This window comes from Acidocella sp. (assembly GCF_050253495.1).
Lineage (GTDB): Bacteria > Pseudomonadota > Alphaproteobacteria > Acetobacterales > Acetobacteraceae > Acidocella.
This window is the reverse complement of sequence record NZ_JBFWIX010000001.1, coordinates 14,451-36,803: the sequence shown is the minus strand read 5'-3', so window position 1 is coordinate 36,803 and position 22,353 is coordinate 14,451. Positions and strand designations below refer to the sequence as shown.

Here is a 22,353-nt window from a genome sequence, read left to right as displayed (position 1 = left end):
CATCGGCGCCTTCACAGCGGCCGGAAATCTATTTTCGCCAGATATGGCCTTAAAAATCCCGGTACGCTTGTTGCAGCGCAATAAGGGCCGGGGGCGGCATGCATGGCATGTTTCGGACGCATCGGATTCCTGTCCAACAAGACTTGACGAGCGGCGTTTTAGGTATATTTTAGATATATCTAATGGTCTGTGGCGGTTTGTACTCCCAGCCAAAAGTCACATCCCTTCGAGATTTTCCGGCGGAAAGCCAAACTGAAAGCATGTCGATGACACCTTACGAAGCCATTGGCGGTGAACCCGTTTTGCGTACCCTCACCAAACGGTTCTATGCGCTCATGGACACGCTGCCCGAGGCTACCGCCTGCCGGAAGATTCATCCGAAGGATATGACAAGGAGCGAGGAAAAGCTGTTTGAATATCTCTCCGGCTGGCTTGGCGGGCCGCCGCTTTACACCGACAAATACGGCCATCCGATGCTGCGCCGCCGCCACCTCCCGGCCAAAATTGGCACGGAAGAAGCCGATGGCTGGCTGCTATGTTTCCGGCAGGCATGGAATGAGGTGATAACGGATAAAGCGCTGGGCGATGCGTTGTTGCCGCAAGTCGAGTCCTTGGGAAGGCATATGATCAATGTTTGAAGATGCAATCATGGGGCATGGTGGCAACCGCTTCAGCCCGGAGGCATTCACCGCCCACAGAGCCGCGCATGTCGGGCAGATGCGAGCGCAAATCGCCTTGTTCGAGCCCAGCGGCCTGACGGATGCCGAGCGGGAAGATCTGTTGTTGATGCGCGAGGAAGAAAAAATCGCCCGGGATGTTTATGTGAGCTTATATAAGCGCTGGGGGGTACGGCCTTTCGCCAATATCAGCGGTTCCGAGCAGGCGCATATGGACATGATCCTGGCTCTGCTCGAACATTATGATCTCCCCGATCCGGCGCATGACCTGAAGCCGGGAGAGTTTCACGACCCGTCATTACAGAAACTGCATGATGATCTGGTGGAAAAAGGGCTGAGGAGCCTGGAGGATTCCATCAAGGTTGGCCTGCTGGTCGAGGAGCTGGACATCGCCGATTTGCAAAAAGCCCAGACCCGCACGGTGAGGCCTGAAAACAGAGCGGTTTACGCCGAGCTTGAGCGTGGCTCACGGAACCATTTACGGGCATTCCATCGCTGGAAGCTGCGTTTGGGCATCGACTACCGGGCTGTTCATTTGCCGCAAGCTGAGCTGGAGAGGATCGCCGCATCAGCTCATGAAAGCTGCTCGTAACCGACAGAAAATATATACGCGCTTCCGCCGGGTTCGGCTGTGCCGCGTCGATCGGTTTTCGGGGAATCACTTAAAGACAAGAAGACCGGAACTTACCTGTTCATTCAAGAGGTTTTTTGAATTGTTCTGAGATCGATGTATATATTTTGATCGGGAATGTCCGGTCGATCGTGTCGTGATGGGGGTGAAGGGCGGCTTCGCCGGAAGCTTCGTCTGCTGGGCGCGATGAGGATGATGCGGAAATCGTCAGGCTGTTTTGGTTTGGTGTGCGTTTTGACCTGATCGCAGAGGCAATATTTATATCTTGTCCGTTGTCGCGCGGGTTTTTGCCTTGCCTGTGAATGTTCTCAGAAGGCTTGAGCTGTGTGGATCTCCAAAATGCGTCAATGCCGTCGCACGTAGCTGCGATGGGTCGCAAGGGGCGTTTCCATGGATGGTTCGGTAGCCCCAGAAAAAATATAAAGTGCCTGGTTCCAGAAGGATTTCATGAAAACAATCCTGCTTGCTCTCGGCCGCGTTTCGTAATTTTTTTTGGCGCCATCGATTGTCCAGACAAACCTTGTCGATCAGATTGCGAACATAGGTTTGGCGCAGTGGTCTGCGCCTGCGATGAATGATCAGATGCCCGGCCTGCTCACCTTGAGGAATGATAACGGGGAGTAAAGCCGTGATATAATAAGAGTCGTAATGGAAAAAATAAGCTTGGCCCGCGCCGGTTTCGCCCTTGATGCAACGCAGTAGATTATACAGCGATTGAGGGGGGGGGGACTCGCCCAAGGATTTTTCATAAAGTCTGCGCATGAAACCCAGAAATTCCCGCGACTGAAGAATGGGGGCAAAGGGCGTCTTAGGGCCTGCCGTGAGGGTGAGAGACAGATATTGCCCATTATTTTCCGCGACCTGTTGCTCAACGAATGTCCGCAGAGGAGCCAAATCCTGTGGCGACAGAAACCCTGTGACAATGCCAATGCCGTCCGTGTCGATGTCTTGTACCAAACGGTCAATATCGGCGTCACTCATGTCCCAGATCGGGTTCATTGCCAGCCCTCCGAAAGTCAATTTTTATACTAAATGACTTTTTGAGGGGAAGCGCCACTTATTTGCGCTGAAAAAGATGTCTCGGCCAGGGCTGGGCGTTCATGTGGGCGGCCCTGGACCAAAGCCGCTTGGCCGCATAGCTTAACCAAAATGGCGTGCGGGAAACCTGGCATGGTTCAGCGGAATTGATCGCCTGGAGGTTCGGTGTGAAACTGAGATTTGCGGCTGGAGGCGCGTTCCTGTCACGGGTGGGACTGACGCGCCAGAAACCGCGTCTTGCCGGCTTTTGTCCGCTCATGCTTCCGGCATCCAGCCTGTCGCTTATGCGTGACGGCTGAACGGTAATTCGAGTATAATTGAACATGCGCAAGGTAAGAATACCGAATGTCGGTACATTGCTGGCCTTTGAGGCGGCGGCGCGGTATGAGAGCTTCACTCTGGCCGCGAAAGAGCTTTGCCTGACGGAGAGCGCCATCTCCCGGCAGATTGCCCTTTTAGAAGGAAATCTCGGCGTTACGCTGTTTGTGCGTGTCAAGCAGCGCGTGCGCCTGACGCGCGCGGGGCGCCTTTATGCCACCCAGGTTCGCCGTTCCATCGAGGCATTGAACCGCGACACGGCATCGTTGATGTCCCATGGCGGGGGGGCGCAACTAGAGCTTGCGGTGCTGCCGACCTTTGCGTCGCATTGGTTAATCCCGCGTCTTCCCAGCTTCAGCGCCCGGCATCTGGAGGTGGGGGTGAATCTGGGCGTGCGGACGGAGGTGTTTTCCTTTGAAGAGACGCATTTTGAAGCGGCGATTCATTACGGCCGCCCCTATTGGGCCTCCGCTCAACTCGATTATCTTTTCGGGGAAGGGGTGGTGCCCGTCTGTGCGCCGTCTCTCATCGATGGAGAGATCCGCGGGCCGGAGGATCTTCTTGCATACCCGCTTTTGCATTCCTCAACGCGGCCGAATGCCTGGCAGGATTGGTTCGCCCGTCATGGGGTAGAGGATGAGCGGACCGTTCGCGGGTCCAGATATGAGTTGTACACCATGTTGATCAGCGGCGCGGAGGCAGGCCTTGGCATCGCGCTTGTGCCGGACTTCTTCGTTCACGCCCATATTGCCGAGGGTTGCCTGCGCGCCCTGGCGGAGCCGGATTTTTCGGATAGCGATGCTTATTATCTCGTTTATCCAGAGGCTCTCAGCCAAGGTCCGGCCTTGCTCGCGTTCCGCTCGTGGCTGCTGGAACAGGCGGCAGCCTATACGCGCGGTTTGGACAAAAGCCACGCCGACGGGCGGGTGTCGTAGCGGCGCTTATGTTCCCTCTTGTTCGTGAGGGCGCGCGGTGGCGGGCATAAGCTGCTCTTCTTCCGCTTATGTCATCGCCGGTTATTCACGTTCTGTCATGAGTTGGCGAATGGTTGGGCGTTGGTGGTTGGTATCAATATATTGAAAAAAATCTGTTTTTTCATGTCTGAGGGGCAACGGGGCCGCGCGCGGGCGCTGGTAGTTGATAAGCATCGCGCATGACCTTGTGATTTTTTCTCGCTTTACCGCCGCCGGGAAGGGTGAAAGAACGAAAACAACAAAGCACGGGCGGGACAGTCCTGATGCTGCTTTAATTTAAGTTGCCTTGAGGGAGGGCCCATGAGTTCCAACACCCCCTATCCGCACGTCCAACTTCACATTGACGGTGTCTGGCGGGATGCGTCGGGCTCTGGCCGTATTGCCGTGATCAATCCGGCGACGGAAGAAGAGATCGGGACGGTGGCGCACGCCACGCAAGGGGATCTGGACGAGGCGCTGGAGGCCAGTGCGCGGGGCTTTGCCGTCTGGCGCGGGATGTCCGCCTATGATCGCTCCAAACTCATGCGCCGCGCCGCCACCCTGCTGCGCGAGCGGGCCGAAGCCATAGCCCGGCTGATGACGCTGGAGCAGGGCAAGCCGCTCGCCGAGGCGCGCGGCGAGGTTCTGGCCGCCGCCGACATCATCGACTGGTTCGCGGAAGAAGGCCGGCGGGCTTATGGCCGCGTCATTCCGGCTCGTGAGTCGGGGGTTTATCAGCTGGTCATCAAGGAGCCGGTGGGGCCGGTGGCGGCCTTCACGCCCTGGAATTTTCCCATCAATCAGGTGGTGCGCAAGCTGTGCGGGGCGCTGGCGGCGGGCTGCTCCATCATCGTGAAGGCGCCGGAGGAAACTCCCGCCTCGCCGGCCGAGCTGATCCGCGCTTTCGTGGATGCGGAGGTCCCCAGGGGCGTTATCGGCCTGGTTTATGGGGTTCCGTCCGAGATCAGCGAATATCTCATTCCCCATCCCATCATCCGCAAGATCACCTTCACCGGCTCCACCCCGGTGGGCAAGCATCTGGCGGCGCTGGCGGGCGCCCATATGAAGCGGGCCACCATGGAACTGGGTGGGCATTCGCCTGTGATCGTGTTCGAGGATGCGGACGTGAAGGCGGCAGCCCGTCAGATCGCGGCGGCGAAGTTCCGCAATGCCGGCCAGGTGTGCGTGTCTCCCACCCGCTATCTGGTGCAAGAGAGGGTGTATGAGGAGTTCGTGGATGCCTTCGTTGAGGTGGCCAAGGCGGTGAGGGTGGGCAATGGGCTCGACCCACAGACCACCATGGGGCCGCTGGCCAATGAGAGGCGGATTCCAGCCATGGAGGCGCTGATCGCCGATGCCCGTCAGCGGGGAGCGAAGGTGGCGGCCGGCGGGGCGCGGATCGGCAATAAGGGCTATTTCTTCGAGCCGACGGTGGTGACGGGCGCGACCCGCGAGATGCGCATGATGAATGAGGAGCCGTTCGGCCCATTGGCGATGCTTCTTCCGTTCACAACCTTCGACGAGGCCATCGCCGAGGCCAACCGCCTACCCTACGGCCTAGCCTCCTATGCCTATACGCGTTCGGCGAAGACGGCGACGGCGGTGGCGGCCGGGGTGGAAGCGGGCATGATGACCATCAATCATCTGGGCTTGGCCTTGCCCGAGGTGCCCTTTGGCGGGGTGCGTGATTCCGGCTATGGCTCGGAAGGTGGCTCGGAAGCCATCGAAGCCTATCTCACCCCCAAATTCGTCTCCCAGGCCGGCGTCTGAGAACAGCCGCCACGCCCCCATGATGGGTGCCGCGCGCGCCGCATCGTGTTCAGAGACCGATATGCCAGGCGTTTGACGTCTGGTTTCGATCCGGATCCGACACTCGGTTCGAGAGCCTCGTTTGTGCCTCGTCGCGGGTCGATTTGATAGGAGTTGCCAATGAACGGCGCGAAAAGTCTTGTCGAAACACTGTTGCAGTCCCACGTGGATACATGCTTCGCCAATCCAGGCACGAGTGAGATGCACTTCGTTGCCGCGTTGGACCAGAGCCCCGGCATGCGCTGCTATCTGGGCTTGCAAGAAAATGTGGTGACCGGCATGGCCGACGGCTATTACCGGATCACCGGAAAGCCCGCTTGCACCCTGCTGCATTGTGGGCCTGGTTTCTCCAATGGCATGGCCAATCTGCATGATGCGCGGCGCGCCCGAAGCGGTGTCGTGAACATCGTTGGCGATCAGGCGACCTATCATCGCTGGTACGACGCACCCCTGACCTCCGATGTCGACGCCATGGCGCGCACGGTGTCGCAATGGGTGCGCATGAGTACCGCCACGCCGCTGCTGGGTGCAGACGCCGCCGAGGCCGTGCGCGCGGCGCGCACCGGGCCGGGTCAGGTCGCGACCCTGATTGTGCCGTCCGATATTTCCTGGAATGAGGGGGGCGTGGTGGCGCCGACCCTGGCGATTGCGGAGCCGGTGGCGGTGGATGCCATCGCCGTCGACAATGCGGCGCGGGCCCTGCGCAATGGGCGCAACACGCTGATCCTGCTGTCTGGCAATGGCGGCACGCGCCGGGCGCAGACATTGGCCTGGCGGGTCTCACGGGCCACCGGCGCCAAGATCATGCTGGAATATTGCGCCCCCACCGTGGAGCGCGGCGAAGGCGCGCTGCCACTGGCCAAGGTGCCTTATGCGATGAATCTCGCGATCGAGACACTGCGTGAGTTCGACCAGATCATCCTGGTCAGTGCCAAGGCGCCAGTGGGCTTTTTCGGCTATCCCGACATGCCCTCCATCCAGCACCGGCCCGATGCCGACATCCATGTTTTGGCGCGACCGGACCAGGATGCCGTCGCGGCGTTGACGGCGCTGGTGGAAACGCTCGGCGCGGCTCAGGTGGCCCTGCCCCCGTCTCCCATGCGGGCCGAAGCGGCGAACGGGGCCCCGACATCAGACAAGGTGGCTCAGACGGTGGCGGCCCTGATGCCGGAAGGGAGCATCGTCGTCGATGAAAGCATTTCCTATGGGCGCGGCTTTTATCGATGCTCCCACGCTTCGCCCGCCCATACCTGGCTGCATCAAGTCGGCGGCGCCATCGGCGGCGGTTTGCCCATGGCGACTGGGGCGGCCGTCGGCGGCAAGGGCGAGCGTCGTGTCATCTCGCTACAGGCTGACGGCTCGGCCATGTATACGGTGCAGGCCTTGTGGACGCAGGCCCGTGAAAAGCTGCCTGTGACCACGATTCTGCTCAATAACAGGAAGTATAATATCCTCATCGGCGAGTATCGGAATGTCGGCGCCGTTCCCGGCGCCACGGCCATGAGCATGCTGGATCTCGACCAGCCGAACCTCGACTGGGTGTCCATGGCGAACGGGCTGGGGGTCGAAGCCGCCCGCGCGGAAACCATGGAGGAATGCGCCGCGCTGATGAGCGCCAGCTTCAAGGAAGCCAAGCCCTTCCTCATCGAGCTGATGATCTGAAACCTCGTGGTCTTGCCTGGATCTCGCGCGATGAGGTGGCCCGCCACGGGGCCACGGTTTGGTCGGAGTGGCACGATGTAGCTCGCCTAAAAGCAATATAAAAGCATAGGAGGAGAAAGAATGACGACGACGGCTGGTGAAACCGAAGATAAAGTAGTTGTCAGTAAAAAATGGATTCTCGTGTTCGTCTTCGCCTTCCTGGCCCTGCTGGCGGATGGCGCGGATGTCATGTATCTGGCCCTGAGCCTGCCCAGCCTGAAGCAGGAATTCTCTCTCACCAATGTTCAGGCCGGCGCGTTGGGGAGCGTTACCTTGGCGGCCATGGCTGTCGGCGGCATTTATGGCGGCTGGGCCTGCGACCGTTTCGGGCGTGTGCGCACTCTGTCGATTGCGGTTTTTCTGTTTTCCGTCGGCACCAGTATTCTGGGATTGACGCATGGTTACGGGCAGTTCGCGGTTGTGCGTTTCTTCGGTTCCTTGGGGCTCGGCGCGGTCTTCGTGTGCAGCAATACCTTGATGTTCGAGTATGCGCCCGCCAAGTATCGCACGACGATCCTGGGAGCGCTGCAGTCGGGCTGGACCATCGGTTATGTGGTCGCCTCCCTGGTTTCAAGCTTCGTCATTCCGGATTTGGGTTGGCGTTATCTGTTTTTTACTTCGATCGTTCCGGTCGTGGTGGCGCTGGGCATGCGGGCGTTCGTGCAAGAGCCCGCCTGCTATCTGGAAGCCAAGGCGGCGCGCGCGCTCAACAGGTTGCAGGGGCACTCCAAGCGCGCTTCCATCATCCGTCAGCTACTCAGCGATATGGAAAGTCGCAAGCGCTTCGTCATCTGGACCATAGCCACCGGCCTTTTGCAGTTCGGCTATTATGGTGTCGTCAACTGGATGCCGTCCTATCTTCAGGAGCAATTGCATATCAAGTTCAGCGCGATCGCCGGTTACATGATGGCGACCTTCTTGGCGTCCACGCTGGGCAAGATTTCGGCGGGCTGGCTCGCGGACAAGATCGGTTGCCGCGCGATGTTCTTTATCGCCAATGCGGCCACGGCGGCGTTCATTCCGGTGGTCGTGTTCTGGCATTCGCCGGCCAACATCGCCTATCTGATGACGTTGTTCGGTTTCTTCTATGGCATGCCCTTCGGCGTGACGGCCACCTATATGGGGCAGAGCTTTAACACCAGCATTCGCGGCCTTGCCATCGGTTCCACCTATAATATCGGCCGGATCGGCGGCGTGGCGGCACCGATCGTCATTGGCTATCTGGCCATGGGTGGAAATATCGGAACCGGCTTCCTGGTCATGTGCGTCGCCTTCCTGCTGTGCGGCCTGGTCCCAAGCACCCTCATCCGCGGCAAGACCTACGCCGCTTAAGGGCTGACCGGCTTCCAGAAAGAACGCAAAAGCCAAAGCCCTGCCAAGGCCATCGCCAAGAAGGGATCGGGGCCGATGATCTTTTGTCCTGATCTGATCGGTGTTGTCCATGAAGGCGACGCTTGGATTCATGCCGCCTCCAGGGCGGGGGCCATCGAGACGGCGCTTCCTGGTTTGGCGACAATGGCGCGCGTGAAAAGCTTGGCGGAATATTGCTTGACCAAACCCTTGTTCAAGCCGATGGCGGCGCGGTGCCGGTCTTTGAGCCTTGCGATTGCAGCCCTCCGTCTTGGGCGGGGGCTGCCTGTCGCGTTCTCCGGCATCCGCGCCGGCGGCGTTGTCTATTGCGCGGTATAGCCCCCATCAATGACGAGTTCACTGCCCGTCATGAATTTCGACTCATCGGAAGCGAGATAGAGGATGCCATAGGCGATATCGTCCGGCTCTCCGAGATGCCCGATTGGATGCAGATCCACCAGCTTCTGCTTGGCCGCCACGTCCTCATGTGTCAGGTTCTTCACCATCGGCGTCCAGATATAGCCGGGATGGACGGAGTTGATCCGGATCCCATATCCCGATTTCGCGCAGTGCAGCGCCGCGGATTTGGTGAAGATGCGGACACCGCCCTTGCTGGCGTTATAGGCCGCGAGTGTCGGGTCGCCGATCAGCCCCTCGATTGAGGAAAGATTGATGATCGATCCGCCATTGCCATGGGCACGCATGGCCTGGATGGCATATTGGGTGCCCAGGAACACGCCGTCGAGATTGATCGACTGCACCCGCCGCCAATCCTCGAAGCTCGTGCTCTCGACGGTTCCCGTATAGGCGATCCCCGCATTGTTCACGGCGATGTCGAGCCGTCCGAACTTTGCCAGCGTCGCATCCATCGCGGCTTTCCAGTCTGCTTCCTTGCGGACATCGAGCATGACGAAAAGCGCCTTGCCGCCCGCCGCCTCGATTTCCGCGACGGTCTTGCGCCCTGCTTCTTCCTGCATGTCGGCAATAACGAGGCTTGCCCCTTCCCGCGCGAGAAGCAGTGCCGTGGCCTTGCCAATTCCAAGTGCCGCTCCGCTAACAAGCGCGACTTTTCCCGCTACCCGTCCCATCGTTGTTCTTCCTTCCATTCTGCATGGAGACCACAGGCTCCTGGCGAAGCTAGGCTCCTCATGCGGCGATGGTGCAATGATTTATGTCAAAATGGACAGGGCGGCTGACAGGCTGGTTTGATGAATTCCATGTCAGATAAGGGTTTTTTTGAATTGTGCCGAGATTCCAGCGTCGCAGGAAGAGAGCGGGGCGCGCCGATTTCATGGGAACTGTTTTCGGCGCATGCCGCCGGTCAACGGGCCGGGGATCAAATCGCCTTGTCGCCCGAGCGAGCGTGTGGGGTGGCGGCACGGTTTGGTTTTGGTGGATGTTGGATGGCTGGGACGGGAGGATTCGAACCTCCGCATGGCGGAATCAAAATCCGCTGCCTTACCGCTTGGCTACGTCCCAATGCTGGGCGTTCTCATAAGCCGGTCTGGGGGGGCTGGTAAAGCCCCCCGCCCCACCGCCACCAGCTTTCATGGGCGATTTGCGCCGCCGCGGCGCGGGCTTCGCCGGGGGTGGCGAACAAGGCGAAGCAGGTGGCGCCAGAGCCGCTCATGCGCGCCAGCAGAGCGCCGGGCAAGGCCGTGAGTTCGGCCAGCACCTCGCCGATCACGGGTTGCAGGGAAATGGCCGCCTTTTGCAGGTCGTTGGCGCAGCGTTTCAGGTCGGCGGCCATGGCGGCGGCGCTGGGCCAGATGGCGGGCAGCATCGGCGCGGGGGTGAAGCCGCCGCCACGGGCCTTGAACACGGAGGGGGTGGATACCGCCACCCCGGGATTCACCAGCACCATGCCGAATGCCGGCAGATGCGGGGCGGGGGCCAGTACCTCGCCAATGCCTTGCATCCGCGCGGGAATGGAGCGCAGGCATACCGGCACATCCGCCCCCAGGGTCAGCGCCAAGCGGGGCAGGTCCGTGTTCCGAAGGCCCCATAGCCTGCATAAGGCGCGCAGGCAGGCCGCCGCGTCGGCCGAGCCGCCGCCGATGCCGGACGCCACGGGTAGGTTCTTTTCCAGGGTCAGGGCCACCCCGCGTTCCGGCGCCAGCGCGCGCGCGGCCTTCAGCAGCAGATTATCCCCCTCTCCGGCCAGGGCCGCGCCGAAGGGGCCGGTCAGGCTGAGCGAGAGCGCTTGTGCCTGCGCGACCTCCACCTTGTCGCCCACATCCGGGAAGACGGCCAAGCTGTCCAGCAGATGATAGCCATCCGCCCGTTTGCCGGTGACATGCAGATAAAGATTGACCTTGGCCGGCGCGAAGGAGGTTACGCTCATGGCGCGGGGGTACTGAAATGCTGGTCGATCTTCGCCTCAAGCTCGGCTTTCAGCTTCGGGTCGGGGTTCAGGTTGAGGGCACGGTCCCATTGATAAGCGGCTTGCAGCGCCTGCCCGGCTTGCCAGAAGGCATCGCCCAGATGGCCGTTCACCTCGGCATCGTCGGGGGCGAGCTGCACGGCCTGGGTCAGCAGCGCCAGCGCCCGCTTGGTGTCGCCCCGTTTGAGTTCGATGAAGCCAAGGGAATCCAGCACGGCCCCGTCGTTCGGGTCCAGGCTCACGGCCTTGGTGAGCATCGCCTGGGCCTGATCCAGGTTCTTGCCATGCAGCGCCCAGCTATAGCCCAGATAATTCAGCACATAAGGTTGATCGGGCGCGAGCTTCAGCGCCTGCTCGATGTCGGGCTCCGCCGCCGACCAATGACCCATCTGGTCTTCGCAGATGCCACGGTCGAAAAACAGCGTCCAGGCGGCGCTGGGGGGTGGTTCGCCCACGGCCGCGATGGCTTTCTGATAATAGGGCAAGGCGAGCGGGCATTGCCCGGCCCCGCGCCGGATGTCTCCGGCGGCGGCCAGCAACCCGACATTGTCCGGGTGGCTGGCGATCAGCCCATCCAGCAGCGCCACGGCCTTGTCCGGCTGGTTCAGGCTGGTGAGCAGCTCGGCCTCCTGTATCGCGGCGGGGCCGTAGAGCGGATCGTCCGGGCGGATCGGCGCCAGCGTGGCCAGGGCGTTGCGCATCTGCATGTCGCTGGGTGTGTAGTTCGGGTCGGCGCTGTTGATCTGCGTGCCGGCGAGGATCAGCCGCGCGGCGGACAGGTCGGGCCGCAATTGCAGGGCGAACCGCAGGAACACGGTGCGCAGGAACACCGCCTGGGGTTGCGAGAGCGAGGCCGCGAGCGTGAGATAGGCTTCCGCCATGCCTTGCACCGGGGTGGAGATGACCGGCGATGTCATTTGCCGGCGCAGTTGCGGCAGGGCAATGGCGAGGTCCGGATGGGTGGCGGCCAAAGCCGCCAGAATCGCCTGTGCCTGGGGCTTGTCTCCCTGGCGGGTGTACCAGCTCGCCAGGATCTGCGCGAGGCGTAGATTCGGCGAGAGCGGGGAGACGGAACCATAAAGCTGGGCGGCGGTCTTGGTGTCGCCCGCCGCGTCCGCGATCAGCGCCGCGTTCAGAACATAAACGGCGCCGAACGCGCTGTTCCCGAAGGCGGGGCGGAGCATGGCCAGGGCTTTTGGCTCGCTGCCCTCGCCGAACTGCGTCCAGGCCAGGAGCAGGGGTTTGATCAGCGTGGCGAGCTGGTCGTTGGGCAGGCTGTTGATGAAGCGCGCGGCGGCGGCGTAATCGCCGTTCATCGCCGCCTGGTTGCCCAGCAGCAGCGCCGCCAGGGCATTGCCCGGCAGGCGGGGGGCAAGCTGCATGGCTTGCGGGCTGCCGGACAGCACGCCGGCCAGAAATCCTTCTTCCGCCAGTTCCTGGTTGGTGGGGTCGGCCCGCAAGGCCTTGACGTAGAAATTGGCGGCGCTGGCGGGGTCGCCGACCGAATCCGCGTAGCGCGCGGCCAGAAACGCGCCATAGGCCGGGTCTGGCGGGGTTTTCGGGGTGAGGGCGCCGTTGCCGGGGCTGGCGGCGCAGGCGGAGAGCAGGATGCAGGCGGCAAGCGCGGCGCGGCTGGACGGCAAGGAGATATGCATGGCTTTTCTCTAGCAGCGCCACGCTAGCGCGGCAAAAACCACGGCCGGGGCTCGCTTGTTCCCGCTCCGGGGCTGGGATAGGCTCGGGACATGGAAACGAGTTTCGAGGCGACGACGGGCGACATCACCGTGCAGGTGCGCGTGGCCTACCTGGAGGAGCAATCCCAACCCGAAGCCGGACAGTTTTTTTGGGCCTACCACATCACCATCCTCAATCATGGGCTGGAGACCGTGCAGCTTCTGAAGCGAACCTGGCACATTACCGACGCGGCGGGCCGGGTGCAGACCGTGCATGGCGACGGCGTGGTGGGCGAGCAGCCGGTGCTCAAGCCGGGCGGGCGGTTCGAATATACGTCCGGCACGCCGCTCGCGACTCCGACGGGCTTCATGACCGGCATCTATCATATGCGGTTTTTGCCCTCGGGCGTGCTCTTCGATGTGGCCGTGCCCGCTTTCAGCCTGGACAGTCCGCACCAGGATACGCGGCTGCACTGAGAGCCGGGGGCATCACCCGTGGCACCAGCGGTATTTTCGATGGGCTGGTGAGATGCAATTGCTTGGCGCCGTTCACGCCATGAAATAAAATTGCCCTTGCGGGTGCGGGCGTGCATGCTTCGCGCGCGAGCGGCTATTGTGCCCTGCTGGGATAGGCTTAAATATTCATGGACTGATCGCCCCGCCCATAGGGGTGTGAAGCATGCGGGAGAGCCATTCAGGCCAGCAGAGATGAAACGGAGTGCGCTTTGAACATCCAGACCAAGACCGGAAAGCCTGCGAAACGTAAGCAGAGCCCGGAACGGCCCACCCGCGCCGAAGCCGAGGAGGCGGTGCGCACCCTGCTGCTCTGGGCCGGAGAGGATCCGGCCCGCGAGGGGCTGCTGGATACACCCAAGCGCGTGGTGAAATCCTATGAGGAATTCTTCAAGGGCTACGCCGAGGATCCAGGCGCCATTCTTTCCCGCACCTTCGAGGAGACGGACGGCTACGATGAAATGATCCTCCTGCGCGACATCAGGCTGGAGAGTCATTGCGAGCATCACATGGTGCCCATCACGGGCAAGGCGCATGTGGCATACCTGCCCGGCCGCCGGGTCGTTGGCATTTCCAAGCTTGCCCGGGTGGTGGATGCCTATGCCAAGCGTTTCCAGATCCAGGAGAAGCTCACGGCGCAGATCGCCAACACCATTCAGGAGGTGCTGCAACCACGGGGGGTGGCGGTGGTGATCGAGGCGAATCACCAATGCATCTCCACGCGCGGCGTGCACAAGCCGGGCGTTTCCATGGTCACCAGCCATATGCTGGGCGAATTCCGGGAGAACCCCTCGACCCGCCGGGAGTTTTTGGCGATGATTCAGGGCAGGAATTATACGGAGCTCTGACGTGAGTGAACATGAGGCCTTCATGAAACGCGCCATCGAATTGGCGCGCCAGGGTGTGGCGGGCGGTCATGGCGGGCCGTTCGGCGCGGTGATCGTGCGCGACGGCAAGATTGTGGGGGAGGGGCATAATCGCGTGCTCTCCGCCGTGGACCCCACCGCGCACGCGGAAGTGACCGCGATCCGCGATGCCGCGCACAAGGAGGGGCGGTTCGATCTGTCCGGTACCGTGATTTATGTGAACGGGCTGCCCTGCCCGATGTGCATGTCCGCGATTTTCTGGGCCAGGATCGGCAAGGTCTATTATGCCTGCGCGCCCGAGGATGCCGAGGCGATCGGCTTCGATGACCAGGAATTCTACCGTCAGCTCGAAAAACCCCCGGCCGAGCGCGCGACCCCGGCCATTCAGCTCACGGAATTTCTCGACGAGGCGCGGGCCTCCTACCAGACCTGGCTCGAACGGGACAGCCGCGTTCCTTATTGATTTTCCGGTCGCGTGGCCTTGGCTCTGGTGATTTTCGCCCGGGGGCGTTAAGTCCCTGCGATAAGACCGTGAGCGGGCGGCTTTCCGCGCCATGCTCCGGGCGATCAATGGCGGGGGAATGGCTTTGGATCCTTTGGATCAAGCGGTTCCCTTGCCGGTCTAGAGGAGCCAAGCCGTGCCGAGCGACACCACCCGCCCGACCAACCACCCCTTCGGCGTTATCCACCCTTCCGGTGGCGCCGCCAGCCTGACCAACCGCAAGCTGGTGTCGTCATGGCTGTTTCTGCTCGCCTTCATGATCTGGGTGATGGTCGGGCTGGGCGGCTACACGCGTGATTCCGGTTCTGGTTTGTCCATCATGCGCTGGGAGCCGATCATCGGCGTGCTGCCCCCGCTCTCCCAGGACGCCTGGAACAAGGTCTTCGCGCTTTATAAGACCATTCCGCAATATCAGCTTCTGCATCAGGGCATGGACCTGGCCGCGTTCAAGCAGCTTTTCTGGCCGGAATATATTCACAGGCTCTGGGGCCGGCTGATGGGCGCGGTGCTGCTGCTGCCGCTCATCGTCTTCGCGCTGACCGGGCGGATCGAGAAACGCCTGATCAAATGGCTGTTCCTGCTGTTCCTGCTGGGCGGGCTCCAGGGGCTCATCGGCTGGTTCATGGTGTCCTCCGGTTTCCGCGCGGATTCCATCGCGGTGGAAGGCTGGCGGCTTTCCCTGCATTTCTTCGGCGCCATGTTCCTGTTCGGCGCCGTGCTCTGGGCGGCTTTCACGGTCCGCGCGCCCGAGCCCGCGCGGTATGAGGGCATGGCGGGCCTGCGCCGCCATACCCTCGTGGCCTTCGTGCTGCTGTTGCTGGCCATGTGGGGCGGCACCATGGTGTCCGCCATTCACGGCATCGCCGATTTCAGCATCGCCAAGAATGTCGGCGATGGCGCGCCCCCGCCCGGCTGGCCGATGAGCGGGCTGTTGAACAGCGCGGCCGCCGTCATTTTCAATCATCAAGTGCTCGCGGTGCTGGCGGCCGTGGCGATTCTCTCCCTCACGGTCCGCGCCCTGCGCGGCGAGGCGCCCGGCCCGGTGCGCGACGGCGCGCTGGCGGTGGGGGGGCTCGTCATCCTGCAATTCATCCTGGGCGTCACCGCCCTGGTCTCCGGGCGGATCGATATCGGCGTGGTGCATCAGATGAACGCCGTGCTGCTGATGGGCGGGGTCTTGTTCATGCTGTTCCGCCTGCGTGGCGCCACGGCCTGAAATGGCGAGGGATCGCGCCGTCGGGAACTGGCTTTTGCTGCTGGCCTTCATGGTCTTCGGCATGACCATCGGCGGCGGTCATGCCCGCACCATCGGGGCGGGCTTCACCATCCAGGTCTGGCGGCCATTCACCGGCTTCATCCCGCCGATGAACGCGGCGGACTGGGCTTATCTCTACGGGCTGTTCCAGCAGACCGCGCAATATCACGCCCACCCGATCGACATGGCGCAGTACAAGGCCTTGTTCTGGCCGATGTTCCTGGACCGTTGCTGGGGACGGTTGATGGCGCTGGTGTTTCTCATCCCCTTCGCGGTGTTTCTCCTCAAGGGCCGCATCCAGCGCCGCTTGGCGCTGTGGCTGGGGTTCATCTTCCTGCTGGGGGCGGGCCAAGCCGCTTATGGCTGGTACATGGTGCGGACGGGCATGGAACCCGGCGTGCTCTCCCCCCCGCCTGATTGGGCGGCGCCGCATTTGATGTCCGCCATGGCGATCCTGTTTCTGCTGCTCTGGACGGGGCTTGGCTTGCGCAACCCGGAGCCCGCGCGGATCGAGGGGGCGGCCAGGCTGCGCGCCTGCTCGACCGCCACGGTGGCGCTGATCTGGGTTACCATGGGGTTTGGCGCGCTGGTCGCCACGTCCGGCGCGTTGAAGGTGTTCAACACCTTTCCCTCGATGGACGGCCATTTATTGCCGCCGGATATGTTCGGCCAGACGCCGTTCTGGATGAATTTCATCACCAACAAGGGAACGGTGCAGTTCTGCCACCGGTTGCTGGCCACCGTCACGGCGCTCACCGCGCTCACCACCGCGGTGATGGGGCTGCGCATGAAGCTGCCGCCCGCCACGCGGGATTTATTTCTGCTGCTCGGCGGGCTGGTCGCGTTGCAATATGTGCTGGGCATGGCCACCCTTGTATTGGGAAATAACCAGCTCGGCTTTGTGCATGAGTTGAACGCCGTGTTGCTGTTCGCCTCCGCCATCGGTGCCCGCCACGGGCTGCGCGGCGCGGTGGCTGTACCGGCGGGGGCCCTCGCCGCGGCGGAATAGGAGAACAGAAGATGAATGACGCGCTGAACCAGGCGGATGAGCGATTCCACGGTGCCCAGGGGCTGGATCTGGATGCCGCGCGCAAGCATATCGCCACGGCCTTGGATGGCACGGACGATGGCGAATTGTTCCTGGAATACCGGGAATCGGAATCCATCTCGCTGGACGATGGCCGCATCCGCGCGGCCAGCTTCGACACGCGCCGGGGCTTTGGCCTGCGCGCCGTGCTGGGGGAGGCCACCTATTTCGCCCATGCCGGCGATCTTTCCGCTCCGGCTCTGGCCCGCGCGGCGGAGACCATCCGCGCCGCCAAGGCCATGGAGCATAGTGTTTCGGCCGCTGACCCCGCCTACGCGCCCGCCCCGCTTTACGAGGGCGTGAACCCGTTGGGCGAGGCGCCCTTCGCGGACCGCGCGGCGCTGCTGAAGCAGATCGACGATTTCGCCCGCGCGGCCGACCCGCGCGTGGTGCAGGTGATGGCCAGCATCGCCGGGGAATGGCAGATGATCGAGATCATCCGCGCCGGCGGGGCGCGTGTGGCCGACATCCGCCCGCTGGTGCGGCTCAATATTTCCGTGGTGCTGGAGGAAAACGGCAAGCGTGAATCGGGCGGCCATGGGGCGGGCGGACGCTCCGGCTATGGCGCTTATATCGCTCCGGATTTCTGGCAGAACGCGGTGCGCGAGGCGATCCGCCAGGCGGAGGTGAATCTGCGCGCCGTGCCCGCGCCGGCGGGAGAGATGGAGGTCGTGCTCGGCCCTGGCTGGCCGGGCATCTTGCTGCACGAGGCCATTGGGCACGGTCTGGAGGGCGATTTCAACCGCAAGCAGACCAGCGCCTTCGCCGGGCTGATGGGCAGCCGCATCGCTTCCAAGGGGGTCACGGTGGTGGATGACGGCACCATTCCCGGCCGCCGTGGGTCCCTCACCATCGACGATGAAGGCACGCCGACCTCCCGCACCGTGCTGATCGAGGACGGCATTCTCACCGGCTTCATTCAGGATCGGCAGAATGCCCGGTTGATGAATATGCGCGCCACCGGCAATGGCCGCCGCCAGAGCTACGCCCACGCGCCCATGCCGCGCATGACCAACACCATCATGCTCGGCGGGCAGGACAGCAAGGCGGACATGATCGCCTCGGTGAAGCGCGGGCTCTATGCCGTGAATTTCGGCGGCGGGCAGGTGGACATCACCTCCGGCAAGTTCGTCTTCTCCGCCTCCGAGGCCTACCTCATCGAAAACGGCAAGATCGGCGCGCCGGTAAAGGGCGCCACCCTCATCGGCAACGGGCCGGATGCGCTCACCAAGGTGGAAATGATCGGCGATGATCCCGCGCTGGACCCTGGCATCGGCACTTGCGGCAAAAACGGCCAGGGTGTGCCGGTGGGGGTGGGGCAGCCCACGCTGAAGCTTTCGGCCCTCACCGTCGGCGGCACCGCCGCCTGAGCGGGAGCGGCGCCCCGCGCATCTTGGCGCCGTCCGGTCGGCCTGACCGTGTGCGGTTTTCCCTGGTGGGGTGTTCGATCCCATAACGGCGCGGTATGGGCGCGGCATGAAAAAAGGGCCTTGCGGCCCTTTTTCTTATTCCGATTTCAGATGCCCCAGCAGCTTCTCAATGGCCGTGGGCTTATCCACCTGCTCCAGCGCCGCATATTCGGCGGCCAGGCGGTCCAGGGCGGATTCGTAAATCTGCCGTTCGGAGAAGCTCTGGTCCGGCTGCCCGGCATTGCGGTGCAGGTCGCGCACCACCTCGGCGATGGCGGATGGATCGCCGGAATTGATCTTCGCCTCGTATTCCTGCGCGCGGCGGGACCACATGGTGCGCTTGATGCGCGCGCGCCCCTTCAGCACGGCCAGCACGTCGTCGAAGCTCTTCTTGGAGGTGAGCTTGCGCAAACCGGCGGTGCGGGCCTTGTTGGTGGGCACGCGCAAGGTCATGCGGTTTTCATCGAAGGTGATGCAGATCAGCTCCAGCTTGTGCCCGGCGATCTCCTCCACCGCGATCTTGTCCACCTTGCCGACGCCATGGGTGGGATACACCACATGATCGCCTTCCTTGAAGATTTCGGCCTTCGCGGGGGCGCGCGGCGGTGCCAGGGGGCGGATGGGGCCAGCGGGAATGCCGCCATGCATTACCGGGGCGGGAGCGGTTTCCTTGGGTTTTTCCGGGGCGGGCGCGTTCGGCGCGGCATCATCCAGTTCGGGTTTCACGGCCTTTTTCGAAGGGCTCGTCTTCTGCTTTTCCGTCATTCGCACTCCGCTGGCACGGCGCTCCGTGGCGCCGCCTAAACAATGAAAGGCCGGGCGCGGTGGCCCGCCCCGGCTGACTTTCAAAGCCTGTATCAGATTTTCGGCCATCCGTCACGCGGGCGGCCGGGGCCGGTCCGTGGCGCTTAGGGCTGGCCCGGCTCCAGGGACAGCATTGCCGCCTTGCCGGGCTTGTCCTTCCACTCATTCGCATCCGCCGGCGGGGTGCCCTTGCGGGTGATGTTCGGCCAGGATTTGGAAAGGTCGCGGTTGCGTTCCATCCAGGCGCCGGCGCGGTCGTCGCTATCGGGCAGAATGGCCTCGGCCGGGCATTCCGGTTCGCAGACGCCGCAATCGATACATTCGTCCGGGTTGATCACCAGGAAGTTCTCGCCGACATAGAAGCAATCGACCGGGCAGACTTCCACACAGTCCATGAATTTGCACTTGATGCAGTTCTCGGTGACCACGTAGGTCATCTGGTACTCCTGAAAGGCTCGCGTAAAATTTGCTCTCCCTATGCGCGCGGGAGAGGAGCGAGGTCAAGGCTGGGGGGCTAGCCGATCTCCCGGTATGATTGCCGCGCCGATGTCGCCGCGGCGCGCCGTTCCGGCAGGAGCAGGATTTCCACCACCTTCACCCCCTGTGGCAGGGCGAGCGTCAGCACATCGCCAGGGCGTAGCCTGGCATGGGCTTTGTCGGTCGGCTGGCGGTTGATGCGCACGGCCCCTTTTTCCACCAAGGCCTCCGCCACCGCACGGGTTTTGCAAAACCGCGCGAAAACCAGGAACTTATCCAGCCTCAGCCAGTCCGTTCCCGGTTCGGCCAAGCTCAGCGCCTTGCCATTTTCAGCGCCGCCAGCGCGGCGAAGGGGTTGTCCGCGTCGATCTCCACCGGCTTTTCCGGGGTGGCTTCGCGCTTGCGCGCGGGGGGCGTGCTGGCGCTCCGCTGCGGGGCCTGATGGCGATGGTCCTGCTTGCGCCGTCCCAGCATGGCCGGGGCGGGCGGGCCGAAATATTTGTCGCTGGGCTCCTGCGCGGGGAAGAGGCGAAAGCCCAGCACGTTCAGCGTGGGGGCGAGTTGCTCGGGCTTCAGCCCCATGCGGCTGCCCAGATTGGGCGGCAGCAGGATCTGGTGCTTGCGCATCAGATAATGCAGCTCGCGGGTCACGCGCTCCACCACGTCCAGCCGGATCATCAGCTCCCCAGCCTGCACCCAGCCCATGGCCAAGGCGAAATCATGCCCCCAATTGGCGGGCATCGGCGCGCAGACCAGCCCGGGCGCGGGAAGCTCCGGCGGGTTGCGGTCATACCACACGCCCCAGAAGAGCGAGCGCAGCCGCGCCGCCCCGGGCTTGAGCGCCGCGGGCAGATACATGGCGAAACGGCCCATATCGATGCCGAATTTCTTCGCCTCCTGGCGCAGGTCCGGCGTGAAGGGCTCGGGTGGCAATACACCGCCGGATTCCGAAAGCCGATGCACGATGCCGCGCAGCGGGGCAGGCGGGTTTTCCATTGCCTTCAGCAGCGCGCCGAGGCGTTTTTCCGTCTCGGTGGCGAGCCAGGCGGCCAGCCTGGCGCGGATGCGCTCGCGCGCCAGCCCGTCCAGAAATTCCGAATGCAGCACCTCGACCCCGGGCTTGAGGAAGATATCGGTCTTTTTCAACCGGGCGATCTTCACCCCTTCCCAGATGAAGGCGCGGTCGTCCGAGAGGGTGATCGCGTCATCGGCGGCGGTTTCGGCGGCCAGAATCCGGCGCGGCATCTCCACGCTCAAGGCCCGGCGCGCGGCGCGCAGCAGAATTTTCTTCTCCGGCCCCTGGGTTGCCGGGTCCGGGTGGAACTGGAACCCCTCGATCCGGCCGACATCATGGCCCTCAACCGTCACCAGCCCGTCCGGTGCCACGATGGCCTGTAGCTCTTCCGCCTCAGCCTCTTCCAAGCGTCTCGTCAAATGTGCCGCCCTCTTATCAACAAACCGCGCCATCAATTTCATATGCAGCGTATCGGAAAGCCTGTCCTCCACCGCCCGGGCGCGCATGGCCCAGCTCTCGGCATCGGCCATCCAGTCCGCCCGCGCCGTTATATAGGCCCAAACGCGCACGTCCGTCAGCCTCTGCATGAGGGTATCTATGTCGCCTTCCAGCCGGTCGAGATTTTCGATCTCGCGCGCCACCCAATCCTCGGGCAGTTTTTCCCTGGCCAGCAGGTGGGTGAACACCTTGGCCACCAGCTTTACATGCGTATCCGTGGCCAGTTTTCGAAAATCAGGGATCTGGCAGGCTTCCCAGAGCAGCCGGGTGGCGCCACCGCCATGGGCGCGGCGCATCAGCTCGGCATCGCGCGAGAGGGCATCCAGCGTCTGCACATCCGCCGCTTCATTGCCACGGGCAAGGCCCGGCCGGTTGGGCGGCACAATGAGGCTGGCCAGAAGCCCCGGCACGGAGGAGAAATCCAGCTGGTTGTTGCGCCAGAAAACCTGCTCCAGCTTCTCGAATTCGTGGGATTCGACCTGTTCGGCGATTTCTTCGTCCAAGGGTGGGCAATCGGCCGTGGTGCCGAAACTGCCATCGCGCATGCCGCGCCCGGCCCGGCCCGCGATCTGCGCGATTTCCGAAGGGGTCAGCGGGCGGGGCTGGCGGCCGTCGAATTTGCGTAGGCCCGCGAAGGCCACATGGTTCACATCCATGTTCAGCCCCATGCCGATCGCATCCGTGGCGACGAGAAAATCCACCTCCTTGTCCTGATACAGCGCCACCTGGGCGTTACGGGTGCGGGGGGAAAGCCGGCCCATCACCACGGCACAGCCACCCCGGCGGCGGCGCACGGCCTCGGCGATGGCGTAAACCTCCGCGGCGGAGAAGGCGACGATGGCCGAGCGCGGCGGCAGCCGGCCGAGCTTGGCGGCCCCGGCGAAGCTGAGCTGGGACAGGCGCGGGCGGGTCTCGATTTCCACGCCCGGCACCAGCCGGCGCATCAAGGGCGCGATGGTGTCGGCGCCCAGAAACATGGTTTCCACCAGGCCGCGCGCGTTCAGCAGCCGGTCGGTGAAGACATGGCCGCGGTCCGGATCGGCGCAAAGCTGGATTTCGTCCACCGCCAAAAATTCCACCTTGCGGTCCAGCGGCATGGCCTCCACCGTGCAGGAGAACCAGCGCGCTCCGGGCGGCACGATCTTTTCCTCGCCGGTGATCAGCGCCACGGATCTGATGCCCTTGGCCTGCACCATGCGGTCGTAATTCTCCCGGGCCAACAGGCGCAGGGGAAAACCGATGATGCCGGACGCGTGGGACAGCAGACGCTCGATCGCCAAATGCGTCTTGCCGGTGTTGGTGGGGCCGAGCACGGCCTTCACCCGGGGCAGGAATCCGGACATGGAGTCAGTTTAGAGGCAGTTTGGAGGCGCTGCTAGAGTCCGCCGGCTGTC

21 protein-coding genes and 1 tRNA gene are annotated in these 22,353 nt (G+C 63.0%); 13 read left to right on the top strand and 9 right to left on the bottom strand.

Features of this window, described 5'->3' with window-relative positions:
• Nucleotides 1-182 precede the first annotated feature (182 nt).
• A complete protein-coding gene (locus AB7D48_RS00175; protein WP_427974975.1) occupies nt 183-638 on the top strand; it encodes a group II truncated hemoglobin in 456 nt (151 codons plus the stop codon).
• Complete coding sequence (locus AB7D48_RS00170) at nt 631-1,269, top strand: DUF2202 domain-containing protein (protein ID WP_427974973.1); 639 nt, start codon at nt 631-633, stop codon at nt 1,267-1,269. The genes AB7D48_RS00175 and AB7D48_RS00170 overlap by 8 nt, the downstream gene beginning before the upstream one ends.
• A gap of 297 nt (nt 1,270-1,566) precedes the next feature.
• Here the strand turns inward: AB7D48_RS00170 and AB7D48_RS00165 are convergent, their stop codons facing one another.
• Nucleotides 1,567-2,307 (bottom strand): hypothetical protein, encoded by a 741-nt coding sequence (locus AB7D48_RS00165; protein WP_427974970.1) that lies wholly within the window; start codon nt 2,305-2,307, stop codon nt 1,567-1,569.
• A gap of 362 nt (nt 2,308-2,669) precedes the next feature.
• Between AB7D48_RS00165 and AB7D48_RS00160 the strand changes: the two genes are divergently transcribed.
• The 5 genes from AB7D48_RS00160 to AB7D48_RS00140 all read left to right on the top strand — a co-directional run bounded on the left by AB7D48_RS00160 (nt 2,670) and on the right by AB7D48_RS00140 (nt 8,816).
• Nucleotides 2,670-3,599, top strand: a complete 930-nt coding sequence (locus tag AB7D48_RS00160) for a LysR family transcriptional regulator (RefSeq protein ID WP_427974967.1) — start codon at nt 2,670-2,672, stop codon at nt 3,597-3,599.
• Between the two features lie 339 nt (nt 3,600-3,938).
• Nucleotides 3,939-5,387, top strand: a complete 1,449-nt coding sequence (locus AB7D48_RS00155; RefSeq protein ID WP_427974965.1) for an NAD-dependent succinate-semialdehyde dehydrogenase — start codon at nt 3,939-3,941, stop codon at nt 5,385-5,387.
• Between the two features lie 159 nt (nt 5,388-5,546).
• Nucleotides 5,547-7,088 (top strand): acetolactate synthase large subunit, encoded by a 1,542-nt coding sequence (locus tag AB7D48_RS00150; protein WP_427974963.1) that lies wholly within the window; start codon nt 5,547-5,549, stop codon nt 7,086-7,088.
• A 120-nt stretch (nt 7,089-7,208) separates the two neighbouring features.
• Entirely contained in the window at nt 7,209-8,459 is a 1,251-nt protein-coding gene (locus tag AB7D48_RS00145; RefSeq protein WP_427974961.1) for an MFS transporter, read from the top strand.
• Nucleotides 8,460-8,534: 75 nt separating this feature from the next.
• Nucleotides 8,535-8,816 carry a hypothetical protein gene (locus tag AB7D48_RS00140; protein WP_427974960.1) on the top strand — a complete coding sequence of 94 codons (282 nt, stop codon included), beginning with the start codon at nt 8,535-8,537 and terminating at the stop codon, nt 8,814-8,816.
• Here AB7D48_RS00140 and AB7D48_RS00135 read toward each other — a convergent pair.
• The 4 genes from AB7D48_RS00135 to AB7D48_RS00120 all read right to left on the bottom strand — a co-directional run bounded on the left by AB7D48_RS00135 (nt 8,801) and on the right by AB7D48_RS00120 (nt 12,515).
• The gene (locus AB7D48_RS00135; protein ID WP_427974958.1) at nt 8,801-9,565 is read right to left on the bottom strand and encodes a glucose 1-dehydrogenase; all 765 of its coding nucleotides are present in this window, start codon (nt 9,563-9,565) and stop codon (nt 8,801-8,803) included. The two genes, AB7D48_RS00140 and AB7D48_RS00135, sit on opposite strands and share 16 nt — an antisense overlap.
• A 316-nt stretch (nt 9,566-9,881) precedes the next feature.
• A tRNA-Gln gene (locus tag AB7D48_RS00130) sits at nt 9,882-9,956 on the bottom strand.
• A 13-nt stretch (nt 9,957-9,969) separates the two neighbouring features.
• Nucleotides 9,970-10,821 carry a 4-(cytidine 5'-diphospho)-2-C-methyl-D-erythritol kinase gene (locus tag AB7D48_RS00125; protein WP_427974956.1) on the bottom strand — a complete coding sequence of 284 codons (852 nt, stop codon included), beginning with the start codon at nt 10,819-10,821 and terminating at the stop codon, nt 9,970-9,972.
• Nucleotides 10,818-12,515 carry a tetratricopeptide repeat protein gene (locus tag AB7D48_RS00120; protein ID WP_427974954.1) on the bottom strand — a complete coding sequence of 566 codons (1,698 nt, stop codon included), beginning with the start codon at nt 12,513-12,515 and terminating at the stop codon, nt 10,818-10,820. The genes AB7D48_RS00125 and AB7D48_RS00120 overlap by 4 nt, the downstream gene beginning before the upstream one ends.
• A gap of 90 nt (nt 12,516-12,605) precedes the next feature.
• Here AB7D48_RS00120 and apaG point away from each other — a divergent pair, with 90 nt between their 5' ends.
• From apaG to tldD, 6 genes are all read left to right on the top strand, one after another.
• On the top strand, nt 12,606-13,010 hold the full coding sequence (gene apaG / locus AB7D48_RS00115) for a Co2+/Mg2+ efflux protein ApaG (RefSeq protein ID WP_427974951.1): 405 nt from the start codon (nt 12,606-12,608) through the stop codon (nt 13,008-13,010).
• 248 nt (nt 13,011-13,258) lie between these two features.
• The gene (folE, locus tag AB7D48_RS00110; protein ID WP_427974948.1) at nt 13,259-13,894 is read left to right on the top strand and encodes a GTP cyclohydrolase I FolE; all 636 of its coding nucleotides are present in this window, start codon (nt 13,259-13,261) and stop codon (nt 13,892-13,894) included.
• Nucleotide 13,895: 1 nt separating this feature from the next.
• Complete coding sequence (locus tag AB7D48_RS00105) at nt 13,896-14,375, top strand: nucleoside deaminase (RefSeq protein ID WP_427974945.1); 480 nt, start codon at nt 13,896-13,898, stop codon at nt 14,373-14,375.
• Between the two features lie 175 nt (nt 14,376-14,550).
• Nucleotides 14,551-15,630 carry a COX15/CtaA family protein gene (locus AB7D48_RS00100; protein WP_427974942.1) on the top strand — a complete coding sequence of 360 codons (1,080 nt, stop codon included), beginning with the start codon at nt 14,551-14,553 and terminating at the stop codon, nt 15,628-15,630.
• A gap of 1 nt (nt 15,631) precedes the next feature.
• Nucleotides 15,632-16,678, top strand: coding sequence for a COX15/CtaA family protein (locus AB7D48_RS00095; protein WP_427974940.1), 1,047 nt, complete (start codon nt 15,632-15,634; stop codon nt 16,676-16,678).
• An 11-nt stretch (nt 16,679-16,689) separates the two neighbouring features.
• Nucleotides 16,690-18,126 carry a metalloprotease TldD gene (gene tldD / locus AB7D48_RS00090; RefSeq protein ID WP_427974938.1) on the top strand — a complete coding sequence of 479 codons (1,437 nt, stop codon included), beginning with the start codon at nt 16,690-16,692 and terminating at the stop codon, nt 18,124-18,126.
• A 135-nt stretch (nt 18,127-18,261) separates the two neighbouring features.
• On the opposite strand, the gene AB7D48_RS00085 is transcribed toward tldD, so the two are convergent.
• The 4 genes from AB7D48_RS00085 to AB7D48_RS00070 form a co-directional block, all read right to left on the bottom strand.
• Nucleotides 18,262-18,930 carry a CarD family transcriptional regulator gene (locus AB7D48_RS00085; RefSeq protein ID WP_427974936.1) on the bottom strand — a complete coding sequence of 223 codons (669 nt, stop codon included), beginning with the start codon at nt 18,928-18,930 and terminating at the stop codon, nt 18,262-18,264.
• Between the two features lie 143 nt (nt 18,931-19,073).
• Nucleotides 19,074-19,406, bottom strand: coding sequence for a ferredoxin FdxA (gene fdxA / locus AB7D48_RS00080; protein ID WP_427974934.1), 333 nt, complete (start codon nt 19,404-19,406; stop codon nt 19,074-19,076).
• 77 nt (nt 19,407-19,483) lie between these two features.
• On the bottom strand, nt 19,484-19,756 hold the full coding sequence (locus tag AB7D48_RS00075) for an RNA-binding S4 domain-containing protein (RefSeq protein ID WP_427974932.1): 273 nt from the start codon (nt 19,754-19,756) through the stop codon (nt 19,484-19,486).
• Between the two features lie 2 nt (nt 19,757-19,758).
• Nucleotides 19,759-22,302, bottom strand: coding sequence for a helicase-related protein (locus AB7D48_RS00070; RefSeq protein ID WP_427974929.1), 2,544 nt, complete (start codon nt 22,300-22,302; stop codon nt 19,759-19,761).
• Nucleotides 22,303-22,353: the final 51 nt, after the last annotated feature.

Excerpts from the sequence above, each read along its gene's own strand:
- AB7D48_RS00175 (WP_427974975.1), top strand. The coding sequence starts at position 183 with ATGGTCTGTGGCGGTTTGTACTCCCAGCCAAAAGTCACATCCCTTCGA.
- AB7D48_RS00170 (WP_427974973.1), top strand. The coding sequence starts at position 631 with ATGTTTGAAGATGCAATCATGGGGCATGGTGGCAACCGCTTCAGCCCG.
- AB7D48_RS00165 (WP_427974970.1), bottom strand. The coding sequence starts at position 2,307 with ATGAACCCGATCTGGGACATGAGTGACGCCGATATTGACCGTTTGGTA.
- AB7D48_RS00160 (WP_427974967.1), top strand. The coding sequence starts at position 2,670 with ATGCGCAAGGTAAGAATACCGAATGTCGGTACATTGCTGGCCTTTGAG.
- AB7D48_RS00155 (WP_427974965.1), top strand. The coding sequence starts at position 3,939 with ATGAGTTCCAACACCCCCTATCCGCACGTCCAACTTCACATTGACGGT.
- AB7D48_RS00150 (WP_427974963.1), top strand. The coding sequence starts at position 5,547 with ATGAACGGCGCGAAAAGTCTTGTCGAAACACTGTTGCAGTCCCACGTG.
- AB7D48_RS00145 (WP_427974961.1), top strand. The coding sequence starts at position 7,209 with ATGACGACGACGGCTGGTGAAACCGAAGATAAAGTAGTTGTCAGTAAA.
- AB7D48_RS00140 (WP_427974960.1), top strand. The coding sequence starts at position 8,535 with ATGATCTTTTGTCCTGATCTGATCGGTGTTGTCCATGAAGGCGACGCT.
- AB7D48_RS00135 (WP_427974958.1), bottom strand. The coding sequence starts at position 9,565 with ATGGGACGGGTAGCGGGAAAAGTCGCGCTTGTTAGCGGAGCGGCACTT.
- AB7D48_RS00125 (WP_427974956.1), bottom strand. The coding sequence starts at position 10,821 with ATGAGCGTAACCTCCTTCGCGCCGGCCAAGGTCAATCTTTATCTGCAT.
- AB7D48_RS00120 (WP_427974954.1), bottom strand. The coding sequence starts at position 12,515 with ATGCATATCTCCTTGCCGTCCAGCCGCGCCGCGCTTGCCGCCTGCATC.
- apaG (WP_427974951.1), top strand. The coding sequence starts at position 12,606 with ATGGAAACGAGTTTCGAGGCGACGACGGGCGACATCACCGTGCAGGTG.
- AB7D48_RS00095 (WP_427974940.1), top strand. The coding sequence starts at position 15,632 with ATGGCGAGGGATCGCGCCGTCGGGAACTGGCTTTTGCTGCTGGCCTTC.
- tldD (WP_427974938.1), top strand. The coding sequence starts at position 16,690 with ATGAATGACGCGCTGAACCAGGCGGATGAGCGATTCCACGGTGCCCAG.
- AB7D48_RS00085 (WP_427974936.1), bottom strand. The coding sequence starts at position 18,930 with ATGACGGAAAAGCAGAAGACGAGCCCTTCGAAAAAGGCCGTGAAACCC.
- fdxA (WP_427974934.1), bottom strand. The coding sequence starts at position 19,406 with ATGACCTACGTGGTCACCGAGAACTGCATCAAGTGCAAATTCATGGAC.
- AB7D48_RS00070 (WP_427974929.1), bottom strand. The coding sequence starts at position 22,302 with ATGTCCGGATTCCTGCCCCGGGTGAAGGCCGTGCTCGGCCCCACCAAC.